This window comes from Streptomyces sp. Ac-502 (assembly GCF_045222935.1).
GTDB lineage: Bacteria > Actinomycetota > Actinomycetes > Streptomycetales > Streptomycetaceae > Streptomyces > Streptomyces monomycini.
Window position 1 is genome coordinate 7,710,494 of sequence record NZ_JBHFFO010000001.1, and the last position, 12,195, is coordinate 7,722,688.

Here is a 12,195-nt window from a genome sequence, read left to right on the forward strand (position 1 = left end):
GAGCCCGAAAGGCCCGCGTTCTCCCATGCCCGAGCTGGTGTTCTTCTCCGGAACGATGGACTGCGGAAAGAGCACCCTCGCTCTGCAGATCGAGCACAACCGCTCGGCCCGCGGCCTGCAAGGAATGATCTACACACGCGACGACCGGGCGGGCCGCGGCAAGCTCTCCTCCCGCCTCGGGCTGGTCACCGAGGCCGTCGAGGCGACGGACGAGATGGACTTCTACGCCCACATCGTCGCCGCCCTGAGCTCCGGCGGCCGGGTGGACTACGTCATCGCCGACGAGGCGCAGTTCCTCGCCCCGGACCAGATCGACCAGCTCGCGCGCGTCGTCGACGACCTGGAGCTGGACGTCTTCGCCTTCGGCATCAGCACCGACTTCCGCAGCAAGCTCTTCCCCGGCTCGCAGCGCCTGGTCGAACTGGCCGACCGGATAGAGGTCCTCCAGGTCGAGGCGCTGTGCTGGTGCGGCGCCCGCGCCACGCACAACGCCCGCACCCTCGACGGCCAGATGGTCGTCGAGGGCGCGCAGGTCGTCATCGGCGACGTCCACAGCGCTCCGGCCGAGGTCGGCTACGAGGTGCTCTGCCGCCGCCATCACCGGCGCCGCCAGACCTCGGCCGCCGCCCACGCGGCGGCGCTGTCCCCGGACGTCCTGCCGGTGTACAGCGTCGAGTAGTCCTGGCCGGCGGAACCGGAGGGCGCGCGGCGTCGGTACGGCGCCGCGCTCAGCCCCGCGCGCCCCGGCCGCGCACCCCCGGCCCGGCCACGCCCTCCTCGTCCGCGCCGCCTCCTAGGCCGCGCCCCCGGACGAGCCCCCTCCGGCCGTCCGCTCAGCCCGGCTGCTGGAGCACCGCGAACACGGCCCCCTCGGGGTCGGCGACCGTCGCCACGCGCCCGTACGCGGTGTCGCGGGCCGCCCGGACCTCCTGGCCGCCCAGTTCCGCCACCCGCCGGACCGCGGCGTCGGTGTCCGAGACGGCGAAGTACGTCACCCAGTGCGGCCCCAGCTCCCTCGGCAGCGCGTCACCGACGCCGTGGACGCCTGCCACCGGCCGCCCCTTCAGATGCAGCGTCAGGTAGCCGGGGATCGTGCCCTCGGGCCGGGTCTCGTGCCCGAACACCGCTTCGTAGAAGGCGGTCACCCCCGTCTCCCGGGTCACCAGCTCGTTCCACACCGGTGCCCCGGGCACGCCGACCAGCGCCGCGCCCACCATCTCCTTGCCCTGCCACAGCCCGAAGACCGAACCCTGCGGGTCCGAGGCGATCGCCATCCGCCCCGCCTCGTCGTCCGCGTCCAGCGGCCCGACGGCGACCGTGCCGCCGCAGCCGCGGATCTGCTCGGCCGCCGCGTCCGCGTCGTCACTCGCCAGGTAGGTCGTCCAGGCGACCCGCAGCTGGCGGTCGGGCGCCAGTTCCCCGATACCGGCCACCTCCCGCCCGTGGAGATACGCCCGGACGTACGGACCGAAGTGCTGCGGTCCCGGTTTGAACTCCCAGCCGAACAGCGCGCTGTAGAACTGCTCCGTCGTGGCCAGGTCGTGCACCATGAGACTCACCCAGCAAGGCGCGCCGGGCGTCCGCCGAGTCGTTGCCTCGGTCGTCATCGTCACTCTCTCCTCGGACCATCGGGGTGGTGGCCGTGCGGGGACCGGGCGCGAGTGCGCCGTCCCGTGCAGATGCTCGCACCCCTCATCCGCTGTGCGCCCCGGCCGCGCCGTCTTCGGCGCGTTCCCATGGGAGAATGCCCGATTTGATGTTTCGCACCCGTTTCGGCGGCGTTGCCGTTCGGGGACGTGCGAGGTGAGCCGTCGGCGAAGCCCTGTAAACCCCGGGGGAAGCCTGTAAACCCCCGTAAGCCCCCGGAGAAGTTCCGTAAGCCCCGGAGCAGATCCGCAGCAGCAGGGGCATCTTCAGTGCCGGGCCTCTCCTGCGCGAGGATGAGCCCCATGAATGCCCTCATCACCGCCGCCGAACTGGCGGACGCACTGGCCTCCGGGGCCCCGCCGGTCCTCCTCGACGTCCGCTACCGGCTCGGCGGCCCGCCCGGCCGCCCCGAGTACGAGGCGGGGCACGTGCCCGGTGCCGTCTACGTGGACATGGACGGCGAACTCGCGGGCCCCGCGGGACCGGCCGGCCGCCATCCCCTCCCGGACCTCGACGCCTTCGCCGAAACGATGCGCAGGGCCGGGGTCTCGGCGGGCCGCCCGGTCGTGGTCTACGACGGCGGGCAGGGCTGGTCCGCGGCCCGTACGTGGTGGATGCTGCGCTACACCGGCCACTCCTCGGTGCGGGTTCTGGACGGCGGCCTGGCCGCCTGGACCGCGTCCGGGGAGCCCTGAGCACCGAGGTGCCGGCCCCGGAGCCCGGCGACTTCACCGCGGCGCCCGGCGCGCTGCCCCTGCTGACGGCGGACGAGGCGGCGGCACTGGCCCGGCGGGGCGTCCTGCTGGACGCGCGGGCCGGGGAGCGCTACCGCGGCGAGGTGGAGCCCATCGACCGCATCGCCGGGCACATCCCGGGCGCGCTGTCCGCGCCGACGACGGAAAACCTCGCCGCCGACGGCACGTTCCTGCCGCCCGCCGAGCTGGCCGCGCGCTTCACGGCCCTCGGGGCCACCGCGGACGCCGAGGTCGGTGTCTACTGCGGTTCGGGCGTCTCCGCCGCTCAGGAGGTGCTGGCCCTCGCGGTCGCCGGCGTCCCGGCGGCGCTGTACGTGGGCTCCTGGAGCGAGTGGTCGGGTGACCCGACGCGGCCGGTGGCCATCGGCGCCGAGGCGGGCTGACCTCGGAAGCAGGCTGTGACAACGGAGGCGGGCTGACACCCGGCCGGGATTGTTCGTACGTCCGTTCGTGACGACGGGCGGGCGTACGGAGGGGTGCACGACGGCGCCCTGATCGGCAGGCCGCCGTCCGTACCTCCCCGCTACTCCGCTACTCCGGTTTCTTGCGCCGCGTCCCGAAGACGATCTCGTCCCAGCTCGGTACGGCGGCACGCCGCCCGGGCCGTACCCCGTCGGCCTCGGCCTGGCGGTCGGTCGTGCCCGTGAGGCGGTCCCGGTGACCGGCCACCGCCCGTGGCATGAGCACGTCGGCGTAGGCCGAGCCCGCGCCCGCGCTCGCCGCCGGAGCGGCCGGCTCCTCCAGCTCCTCGTCCTCGACGGAGTCCTCCTGAGCCGGTGCCTTCACCGGCTCGGGGACGACCATGTCGCCACGGAAGCTCGGCACCGCCTCCAGAAGGCTGGTGAGGGAGTCGCGCTCCCGCTCGCCGGAACCGTCCTCGGCCCGCGCCGGCTCGTCGTCCTCGCCCGCACGGTCCCGGTCCCGGTCGCGGTCCCGATCCCGGTCCTGGGACGTCTGGCGGTCCAGGGCGCGGTCCAGCGGCCGGTCGCGCGGCAGCCGCGCGATCCGCGGCACGAAGGGGAAGCTGGGCTCCGGGGTGTCGTCGGTCTCGCCGATCAGCGCCCGCGCCTCGTCGTCGACGGCCTGGACCAGCCGCCGCGGCGGGTCGTAGGTCCAGCTCGCCGAGTGCGGCTCGGCCGCGACGCGGTAGACCAGCAGGACTTCCCAGGTGCCGTCGTCGCGCCGCCAGGAGTCCCACTGGACGGAGTCCTTGTCGGCGCCGCGCAGCAGCAGCCGCTCCGCGACGGCCTCGCCGAGCTGCGGGCCGGTGTTCTCCCCGGGGCGGCGTACGGGTGTCTTACGGGCCCGCTCGGCCATGAACGCGCGCTCGGCGAGCACCGGGCCCTCGAAGCGGCGCACCCGGTCGACCGGGATGCCGGCGAGCTGGGCGACCTCTTCGGCGGAGGCACCTGCTCTTATACGCGCCTGGATGTCCCGCGGGCGCAGGTGGCTCTCGACCTCGATCTCGATCTGGCCGAGCCGCGCGCGGTCGTTGCGGACCGCGGCGCGCAGCCGCTCGTCGATCGGAAGCGTGTACTCGGTGCTGTCCGCAGCTTTGAGCACCAGCCGTGTGCCGTCGTTGGAGACGGCCACGACACGCAGTTCGGGCATGGGGACCTCCCGGGTGGTGCCTGCCGACGTCACGTGCGTCGCTGCTTCCGCTAGTCGAGTGTGGCCTGCCCGGGTGCAGCCTGCCACAACATTGCCGAGTTACCCGGCGTGTCGAGGCTTGGCCCAGAAACGCCGTTATGACACGGTTACCTGTTCGCAACGCTCAGTGACCATGTCTAGTTCCTGCTCCCAGTCACCCGTGCCCGGTGGCGGCACCCGGGGGTGAGTGCCACCTTCCGGCCCCCTCCCGTGTATCCGGGCAGCCGGACGGGATTCCGGGGCCAGGGCTCGCCACAGTACTCCATTCGGGCCACTGAGGTGGACCGCCGCGCCGCCGAAGTTCACCTGCGCCAAGGGAGTTGGTCGCCTTGTCGATCTCTCTACACGGTGTGACGGGTGGCGAGGTTCACAGAATCCGCAGAATCGGAACTACCGGCTTCGCCCATAGGTCACTTGTCCGTGCAAGATGGATCGAAGGGGCGATCAAAGGCTGGAGATGGACAACAAAAGCGATACCGACACGAAAAACAAGGAGAAACGGCTCGACCTGAGCGTTCCTCAGGTCGCCGGCAGTGCCCTGGCGGCCGCCGTCGCCGCCTTTCTCGCCGGGAAGCTCGGCGTGTACGGGACCATCATCGGCGCGGGCGTGGTGAGCGTCGTGGCCACGACCGGCAGCTCGGTCTTCCAGCACCTCTTCCGACGGACCGGCGAGCAGCTCAAGGAAGCCGCCACCGTCGGCACCCGGCCGAAGCCGCGCCGGTCCTCGGTCTCGCGCAGAACGCCGGGAGCCGGGTCCGGCACGGGCATGGTGCTGCCCACCTTCGACCGGCAGGGCGCGGAGGACGAGATCACGTCCGTCGCGGCCAAGGACGAGGGCCGGGCCGCTGACACCGACCGTACGCAACTGTTGCCGCAGGCCGGGGACCCGGACGCCGACCCTACGCGGCTGCTGCCGCAGGCCGGTCCGGCGCGGACCTCCGGGGCGGACACCGGAGCCGCGGACAAGACGCAGCTGGTGCCGCGCCTCGACGACCGGACCATGGCGCTGGGGCAGGCGCGGCCCGGTCACCCGCCGGCCGGCGCCACCGCGGTGCCGCAGCGGGCCGACGAGGTCAGCACCGCCACGTACGGCACCCGGCTGCGCGGCTGGAAGCGGCCGGCGCTGGCCGCGCTGGCGGTCTTCGTGCTGTCGATGGGCGCCGTCACCTGCGTCGAGCTGGTCGCCGGCAAGGACGCGTCGGGCGACCCGGGGACCTCGGTGAGCAACTTCTTCGGCGGCAACGCGCGCAAGTCCGAGCCGAAGGCCCCGCCCGCCACGGACGCGCCGTCCCCCGGGACCTCGCGCGGTGACGGCACGACGGGCGGCACCGGCGGCACGCCGTCGCCCGACCGCAGCGGCTCCACCGGCACCGGTAACGGTGACGGCACCGGCAGTACGGGCAAGCCGTCCACGCCGACGCCGAGCCCGGACGCGAGCCGGAGCGGCAAGCCGACGGCGCCGCCGAGCCCGCAACCGTCGAAGTCCGGCGGCGGTACCGGGAACGACACCGGCAAGGGCGGTGACGACTCCAAGGGCGATTCCGGCGACCGGAACAAGCAGGAGCCCGGCGGACAGCAGGCACCCGACCCGAAATCCTCGTGAACGCGGGACGGAAATCCGCACCCGGGCGGGACGTAATGCCGTCCCGCCCGGGGACCGAATCCCCTTAACCGGCGCGGAATTTCCGTCCTCGACGGGGACCGAATGCCTTTCGGCGGGAGAACGGACGGGGCCGCCCCGCGCGGCTGGCGGCCGAACCGGCCCGGACCCGGCAGCACGCCGGGTCCGGGCCGGTGTGCTGCCGGGCTCCCGGGCCTGCCGAAGCGTTCATCCTTGCGGGACGTTGGGCCGAATGAGCGTTTCAGCCGTCCGGGCGGTCCGGCCGGCCCGGGCTTGGCCTCACTCGCCCAGCACGCGCCGCAGGTAGGCGTTGGTGAACAGGCGCCGCGGGTCCAGCCGGTCGCGCAGCGCGGTGAACTCGCCGAATTGCGGGTAGACACCGGAGAGGTACGCGGCGTCGCGGCTGTGCAGCTTCCCCAGTGCGGCCGGCCGCCGTGCGCCGTCATGATCCGTTCGGCCTCGGTGAAGTACTCCCGGTAGGGCGTCCCCCGGTACATGTGCACGGCGAGGTAGGCGGTGTCCCGCCCGGAGGCGGTGGACAGCGGGATGTCGTCGGCCGGCGCGGTCCGCACCTCCACCGGGAAGCTCACCCGGAAGTCCGAGCGCTCCACCAGCGACCGCAGCTCGCGCAGCGCCTCCACGGCGGCCGCCCGCGGCAGCGCGTACTCCATCTCCACGAAGCGCACCCGGCGCGGGCTGGTGAAGACCTTGTACGGGATGTCGGTGTACGTACGGGCCGACAGCGCGCGGCTGGAGAGCCGGGCGATCCCCGGGACGGTGGCGGGCACCGCCCGGCCGACGGCGCACGCGGCGCGGAAGACCCCGTTGGAGAGCAGTTCGTCGTCGATCCAGCCGCTGACCCGGCCGAGCGGTGCGGCGGGGCCCTGGCTGCGGTTGTTGCGTTTGGTGCTGCAGTTGCCGGTGTGCGGGAACCAGTAGAACTCGAAGTGCTCGTTCTCGGCCACGAGCTGGTCGAACTCGGCCGTCACCCGGTCGAAGGGCATCGGCTCCTCCCGGGCCGACAGCCAGAACTGCGGTTCCACGGCGAAGGTGACGGAGCTGATCACGCCCAGTGCGCCCAGGCCCACCCGGGCCGCCGCGAAGACCTCCGGATTCTCGGCGGCGGAGCACGTGAGCACCGAGCCGTCGGCGGTGACCAGTTCGAGCGCGGTGATCTGGGCGGCCAGGGACGCCGAGTCGCGGCCGGTGCCGTGGGTGCCGGTGCTCGCCGCGCCGGAGACCGTCTGCTCCATGATGTCGCCCATGTTGGCCAGCGACAGGCCGTGCGCGGCGAGGGCGCGGTTGAGCTGCTGAAGGGTGGTGCCGGCCGCCACGGTCACGGTGCCGGCGGCGCGGTCCACCTCCCGTATGCCGGTCAGCCGCTCGGGACGTATGAGCAGCCCGTCGGTGGCGGCGACCGCGGTGAAGGAGTGGCCGGTGCCGGCCGCCTTGACCGTGAGCCCGTCGGCGGCCGCCGCGCGGACCGCCGCGGCCAGTTCGCCGGTGGAGGCCGGCGAGACGCTCCGGGCCGGCCGCACGGCGACGGTCCCCGCCCAGTTACGCCAGGCGGGCCGGGGCCTGGCCCCCCGTATCGCCCGGACCGTGCGGGCCGCTCCCGTCCGTACGGCTGTCCTGTTCCTGCCGGTCGTCCTCCGTGCCTCGGCCATCTGTGCCCGTCCCCTCCCGCTGCGGCGCCGGCCGCAGCCGGCGGTATCCGAGGAACGCCACCGCCGCCGCGAGCGCCCCCGCCACGGCCGGCACCAGGTAGCCGCGGCCGGCTCCGGCCGCGTCCACCACCCATCCGGCGGCCGACGAGCCGAGCGCCACTCCGACCGCGAGCCCGGTGCTGGTCCAGGTCATGCCCTCGGTCAGGTTCGCGCGCGGTACGTGCTGCTCGACGAGGGCCATGGTGGTCACCATCGTCGGCGCGATGGACAGGCCCGCGAAGAAGAGCGCCACGGCCAGCAACGGAAGGTTCCCGACCAGTTGGAGCGGGATCATACTCACGGCCATCGCACACACGCCCACCAGCCACCGGCGGGCGGCCGGACCCTTGAAATGGATCATCCCGAAGACCACGCCGGCGGCGCACGACCCGAGCGCGTAGGACGCCAGCACCAGGCTGGCGGCGCCCTGGTGGCCCTGCTCCTCGGCGAACGCCAGCGTCACCACGTCGGTCGCCCCGAAGATCGCGCCGGTCGCCACGAACGTGACCACCAGCACCTGGAGGCCGCGCGAGCGCAACGCCGAACCCTGGGCGTGGTGTGCACGCGGATGCGGCGCGGGCTCGGTCGCCCGCTGCGCCGTCAGCCAGAAGACCCCCGCCACCAGGAAGACCGTCGCCAGCAGCGGGCCCGCCTCGGGGAACCAGGAGGTGCACAGACCGATGGAGAGGATCGGTCCGACGATGAAGCACGCCTCGTCGACGATCGACTCCCAGGAGTAGGCGGCGTGCAGCAGGCGCGGGGAGCTGTGGTGGACGGCCGCCCAGCGGGCCCGGACCATCGAGCCGACGCTCGGCACGCAGCCCGCGCAGGCCGTGAAGACGAACAGCGTCCAGTCCGGCCAGCCCTGCTGCGCGCTCAGCAGCAGGCCCGCGATCGCCGCCGCCGAGACCAGGGTCACCGGGCGCAGCACCCGGCGCTGGCCGTGCCGGTCCACCAGCCGGGAGATCTGCGGGCTGAGCACCGCCGAGGCCAGCGCGACGGTCGCCGCCAGGGCGCCGGCGAGGCCGTACCTGCCGGTGATCAGGGAGACCATGGTGACGATGCCGATGCTGGTCATCGACAGCGTCATCCGGCCCAGGAAGCCGGCGGCCGTGAACGATCTGGTGCCGGGCGTGTCGAAGAGCGCGCGGTACGGGCTAGGCATGGGGAGCTCCGCCGGTGAAGAGCCGACGCCCGGGGGCCGGAAATCGGTAAGGCATGACTGAGGCCGAGACAGCTTACGCGCGCGGTCCTGGTGGCCGCCTCCGGTTTTCCGCCTGTCAGTGGCTGGTGGCAGGATCGAAGACATGCCCGAACAGTGCGATCCGCCCCTTCCTTCCGCCGCGGGGAGCCCCGCTCCCTACGACGCCCTGTTGCTGCTGTCCTTCGGTGGCCCCGAAGGCCCGGACGACGTCGTCCCCTTCCTGGAGAACGTCACCCGTGGCCGCGGCATCCCCCGCGAGCGCCTGAAGGAGGTCGGGCAGCACTACTTCCTGTTCGGCGGCGTCAGCCTGATCAACGCGCAGAACCGTGAGCTGCTGGACGCCCTGCGCGAGGACTTCGCCGGACACGGCCTGGACCTGCCGGTCTACTGGGGCAACCGCAACTGGGCGCCGTACCTGACCGACACCCTGCGCCAGATGGTCCGCGACGGCCACCGCCGTATCGCCGTCCTGGCCACCAGCGCCTACGCCTCGTACTCCGGCTGCCGGCAGTACCGCGAGAACCTGGCCGACGCGCTGGCCACCCTCCGGGCCGACGGCCTGGAGGTGCCGCGGGTGGACAAGCTCCGGCACTACTTCAACCATCCCGGCTTCGTCCGCCCGATGGTCGACGGCGTGCTCGCCTCCCTCGCCGAGCTGCCCGCCGATGTCCGCGACGGCGCCCACATCGCGTTCACCACCCACTCCATCCCGACCGCGGCGGCCGACACCTCCGGCCGCCCGGAGGACCACACCGGCAACGGCGAGGGCGGCGCGTACGTCGCCCAGCACCTGGACGTGGCCCGGGTGATCGCCGACGCGGTCCGCGAGGAGACCGGCGTCGACCACCCGTGGCGGCTGGTCTACCAGTCCCGCAGCGGCGCCCCGCACATTCCCTGGCTGGAGCCGGACATCTGCGACCACCTCGAAGAGGTGCACGGCGCGGGCGTCCCCGCGGTCGTCATGGCGCCCATCGGCTTCGTCTCGGACCACATGGAGGTCAAGTACGACCTCGACACCGAAGCCACCGCCAAGGCCGCCGAGCTGGGCCTGCCCGTCGCCCGTTCCGCCACCGTCGGCGCGGACCCGCGCTTCGCCGCGGCCGTCCGCGACCTCGTCCTGGAGCGCGCCGCAGCCGAGCAGGGCCGCGCGCCGGCCCGCTGCGCCCTCGGCGAGCTGGGGCCGAGCCACGACCTGTGCCCGGTCGGCTGCTGCCCGGCCCGCACCCCGCGCCTCGCCGCCGCGGGCGCGGACTGGACGGGCCCGGTGGTGGAGGCCCAGGGGTAGGTCCAGGGGTAGGCCCAAGGGGCGGCCCCGGAGCCGTACCGAGACGACAGACGGCGGCGCCGCGCCGCCCCGCGGGGCGGTCACGAGCGGCCGCCCGGACGAGCAAGGAGCACCGTGTCCGATCCGCTGCAGGACGAACTTCTCGACCTCGCCCTGGAGGCCGCCCGCCGCGCCGGTGAGCTGCTGCGCGACGGCCGCCCCGCCGACCTCGGCGTGGCCGCCACGAAGACCAGCCCCATCGACGTCGTCACCGAGATGGACATCGCCAGCGAAAAGCTGATCACCGGCTTCCTCGCCGAGCGGCGTCCCGACGACGGCTTCCTGGGGGAGGAGGACGCCAGCGTCGCGGGCAGCAGCGGGGTGCGCTGGGTCATCGACCCGGTCGACGGCACGGTCAACTACCTGTACGGACTGCCCTCCTGGTCCGTGTCGATCGCCGCTGAGCGGGACGGCGAGGCCGTCGTCGGTGTCGTCGCGGCGCCGATGCGCGGCGAGACGTACCACGCCGTCCTGGGCGGCGGCGCGTTCCGCGACGGGGAGCCGGTGCACTGCCGCCCCGCGCCGCCGTTGTCCCAGGCCCTGATCGGTACGGGCTTCGCCTACATCGGCGAGCGCCGGGCCGCCCAGGCCGAGGTGCTGCGCACGCTGCTGCCGCAGGTCCGCGACATCCGGCGCGGCGGTTCGGCCGCGATCGACCTGTGCGACGTGGCCTGCGGCCGGCTCGACGGCTACTACGAGCGCGGGCTGAACCCGTGGGACATGGCCGCCGGCGCCCTGATCGCCCGCGAGTCCGGCGCGCTGACCGGCGGCCGCCCCGGCGAGCCCGCCTCGAACGACCTGACCGTGGCCGCCTCGCCGGAGATGTTCAGGATCCTCCAGCCCCTGCTGGACGAGCTGGGCGCCTGGCACGACTGAGCGCCGGAACCGGACCGGGCCGGGCGCCCGCCGGGAACGTGACAGCGCCCCGGACCCTTCGCGGGCCCGGGGCGCTGTCGTCGTTGGCGGCCGGGAGGTGGTCAGGCGCTGGCTGCCGTGACCTGCACGCCGTGCTCGGCGGCAAGGCGCTGCAGATCCTCCAGCTCGGCCTGCTCCACCTCGACGAGGAAGTCGTCGCCCGACTCGCGGGCCCGGTCCAGGTCGGCCTCGGTGGTCCGTATGCGCTGCAGAATGCCTGCGGTGAACGCGTCCATGGTGCGCCCCCTCGTCGTGGGTCGGTGGCACGGGGGTGTGCCGACGGGCGGGGCGATCACGGCGTGGTCCCTGCGAATGGATCAGAGCGCGGCATGGCGCCGTACAGGGCGTGATCGCGGGTGTGCAGACGTCCTCCCCATGGGCAACCTCACGGAAACCTCAAGCGGCACGGGAATTCGAAAACGACCCGGAAGGCGCGGGTCCGGGACTCGCGGCACCTCGGCCCGGGCCCTTGCGGCCTGCCCGCCCGGCCCTTGCGGCCCGCCCGACCAGCCCTTGCGGCCCGCTCGCCCGTGGCCCCGGCCCGCCCGCCCGGCACCGCGCAGAACGGGCCGCGAGCCCTCACCCACCCCTCTTACTGCCGGTTTACAGCTGTTCGGGGCAGGATGGAGGGGCTCCGAGTTTGCCGTGCCCCGGAACATCCAGGGCCGTGAGGAAGGATTTGCGACGTGCGTGTTCTCGTCGTCGAGGACGAGCAGCTGCTCGCCGATGCGGTGGCCACCGGACTGCGCCGGGAGGCCATGGCCGTCGACGTGGTGTACGACGGCGCGGCCGCCCTGGAACGCATCGAGATCAACGATTACGACGTGGTGGTCCTGGACCGGGACCTCCCGCTGGTGCACGGCGACGACGTCTGCCGCAAGATCGTCGAGCTGGGGATGCCCACCCGTGTCCTGATGCTCACCGCCTCCGGCGACGTCAGCGACCGTGTCGAGGGCCTGGAGATCGGCGCCGACGACTACCTCCCCAAGCCCTTCGCCTTCACCGAGCTGACCGCCCGGGTGCGGGCCCTGGGACGCCGTACGACGGTCGCCCTGCCGCCCGTCCTGGAGCGGGCCGGCATCAAGCTGGACCCGAACCGCCGCGAAGTCTTCCGCGACGGCAAGGAGGTCCAGCTCGCGCCGAAGGAGTTCGCGGTGCTGGAGGTCCTGATGCGCAGCGAGGGCACGGTCGTCTCGGCCGAGCAGCTGCTGGAGAAGGCGTGGGACGAGAACACCGACCCCTTCACCAACGTCGTACGGGTGACGGTCATGACCCTGCGCCGCAAACTGGGCGAGCCCGCGGTGATCGTCACGGTGCCCGGGTCGGGCTACCGGATCTGATCGACGATGCCCGCTTCCTCCAAGGCGTCCGCC

General features: G+C 73.4%; 9 protein-coding genes and 2 pseudogenes. 6 read left to right on the forward strand and 5 right to left on the reverse strand.

The genetic code is table 11. The features are described from left to right. Window positions 1-25: 25 nt before the first annotated feature. A complete protein-coding gene (locus ACEXOX_RS35105) occupies window positions 26-679 on the forward strand; it encodes a thymidine kinase (RefSeq protein WP_406524903.1) in 654 nt (217 codons plus the stop codon). A gap of 154 nt (window positions 680-833) precedes the next feature. On the opposite strand, the gene ACEXOX_RS35110 is transcribed toward ACEXOX_RS35105, so the two are convergent. Continuing rightward, on the reverse strand, window positions 834-1,607 hold the full coding sequence (locus ACEXOX_RS35110; RefSeq protein WP_406524904.1) for a VOC family protein: 774 nt from the start codon (window positions 1,605-1,607) through the stop codon (window positions 834-836). Between the two features lie 342 nt (window positions 1,608-1,949). Here ACEXOX_RS35110 and ACEXOX_RS35115 point away from each other — a divergent pair. Continuing rightward, window positions 1,950-2,785: pseudogene (locus ACEXOX_RS35115) on the forward strand (sulfurtransferase). A gap of 148 nt (window positions 2,786-2,933) precedes the next feature. Here the strand turns inward: ACEXOX_RS35115 and sepH are convergent. Next, entirely contained in the window at window positions 2,934-4,013 is a 1,080-nt protein-coding gene (sepH, locus tag ACEXOX_RS35120; RefSeq protein ID WP_406524905.1) for a septation protein SepH, read from the reverse strand. A 496-nt stretch (window positions 4,014-4,509) separates the two neighbouring features. Here sepH and ACEXOX_RS35125 point away from each other — a divergent pair, with 496 nt between their 5' ends. Beyond that, the gene (locus tag ACEXOX_RS35125) at window positions 4,510-5,655 is read left to right on the forward strand and encodes a hypothetical protein (protein WP_406524906.1); all 1,146 of its coding nucleotides are present in this window, start codon (window positions 4,510-4,512) and stop codon (window positions 5,653-5,655) included. 297 nt (window positions 5,656-5,952) lie between these two features. On the opposite strand, the pseudogene ACEXOX_RS35130 reads toward ACEXOX_RS35125, so the two are convergent. Next, window positions 5,953-7,340 (reverse strand): annotated as a pseudogene (locus tag ACEXOX_RS35130) (D-arabinono-1,4-lactone oxidase). Next, complete coding sequence (locus ACEXOX_RS35135; protein WP_406524907.1) at window positions 7,231-8,544, reverse strand: MFS transporter; 1,314 nt, start codon at window positions 8,542-8,544, stop codon at window positions 7,231-7,233. The pseudogene ACEXOX_RS35130 and the gene ACEXOX_RS35135 overlap by 110 nt, the downstream one beginning before the upstream one ends. A 142-nt stretch (window positions 8,545-8,686) precedes the next feature. Here ACEXOX_RS35135 and ACEXOX_RS35140 point away from each other — a divergent pair, with 142 nt between their 5' ends. Both ACEXOX_RS35140 and ACEXOX_RS35145 read left to right on the forward strand, forming a co-directional pair. After that, complete coding sequence (locus ACEXOX_RS35140) at window positions 8,687-9,868, forward strand: ferrochelatase (protein ID WP_406524908.1); 1,182 nt, start codon at window positions 8,687-8,689, stop codon at window positions 9,866-9,868. 114 nt (window positions 9,869-9,982) lie between these two features. Further along, window positions 9,983-10,783: an inositol monophosphatase family protein gene (locus tag ACEXOX_RS35145; protein ID WP_406524909.1), complete on the forward strand. Its 801-nt coding sequence runs from the start codon at window positions 9,983-9,985 to the stop codon at window positions 10,781-10,783. 101 nt (window positions 10,784-10,884) lie between these two features. Here the strand turns inward: ACEXOX_RS35145 and ACEXOX_RS35150 are convergent, their stop codons facing one another. After that, complete coding sequence (locus tag ACEXOX_RS35150) at window positions 10,885-11,058, reverse strand: hypothetical protein (protein ID WP_167745437.1); 174 nt, start codon at window positions 11,056-11,058, stop codon at window positions 10,885-10,887. Between the two features lie 450 nt (window positions 11,059-11,508). Here ACEXOX_RS35150 and ACEXOX_RS35155 point away from each other — a divergent pair, with 450 nt between their 5' ends. Further along, window positions 11,509-12,162: a response regulator transcription factor gene (locus tag ACEXOX_RS35155; RefSeq protein WP_030021221.1), complete on the forward strand. Its 654-nt coding sequence runs from the start codon at window positions 11,509-11,511 to the stop codon at window positions 12,160-12,162. Window positions 12,163-12,195: the final 33 nt, after the last annotated feature.

What these genes read in the sequence shown, in the direction of transcription:
- ACEXOX_RS35105 (WP_406524903.1), top strand. Translation starts at nt 26, where the DNA reads ATGCCCGAGCTGGTGTTCTTCTCCGGAACGATGGACTGCGGAAAGAGC.
- ACEXOX_RS35110 (WP_406524904.1), bottom strand. Translation starts at nt 1,607, where the DNA reads ATGACGACCGAGGCAACGACTCGGCGGACGCCCGGCGCGCCTTGCTGG.
- sepH (WP_406524905.1), bottom strand. Translation starts at nt 4,013, where the DNA reads ATGCCCGAACTGCGTGTCGTGGCCGTCTCCAACGACGGCACACGGCTG.
- ACEXOX_RS35125 (WP_406524906.1), top strand. Translation starts at nt 4,510, where the DNA reads ATGGACAACAAAAGCGATACCGACACGAAAAACAAGGAGAAACGGCTC.
- ACEXOX_RS35135 (WP_406524907.1), bottom strand. Translation starts at nt 8,544, where the DNA reads ATGCCTAGCCCGTACCGCGCGCTCTTCGACACGCCCGGCACCAGATCG.
- ACEXOX_RS35140 (WP_406524908.1), top strand. Translation starts at nt 8,687, where the DNA reads ATGCCCGAACAGTGCGATCCGCCCCTTCCTTCCGCCGCGGGGAGCCCC.
- ACEXOX_RS35150 (WP_167745437.1), bottom strand. Translation starts at nt 11,058, where the DNA reads ATGGACGCGTTCACCGCAGGCATTCTGCAGCGCATACGGACCACCGAG.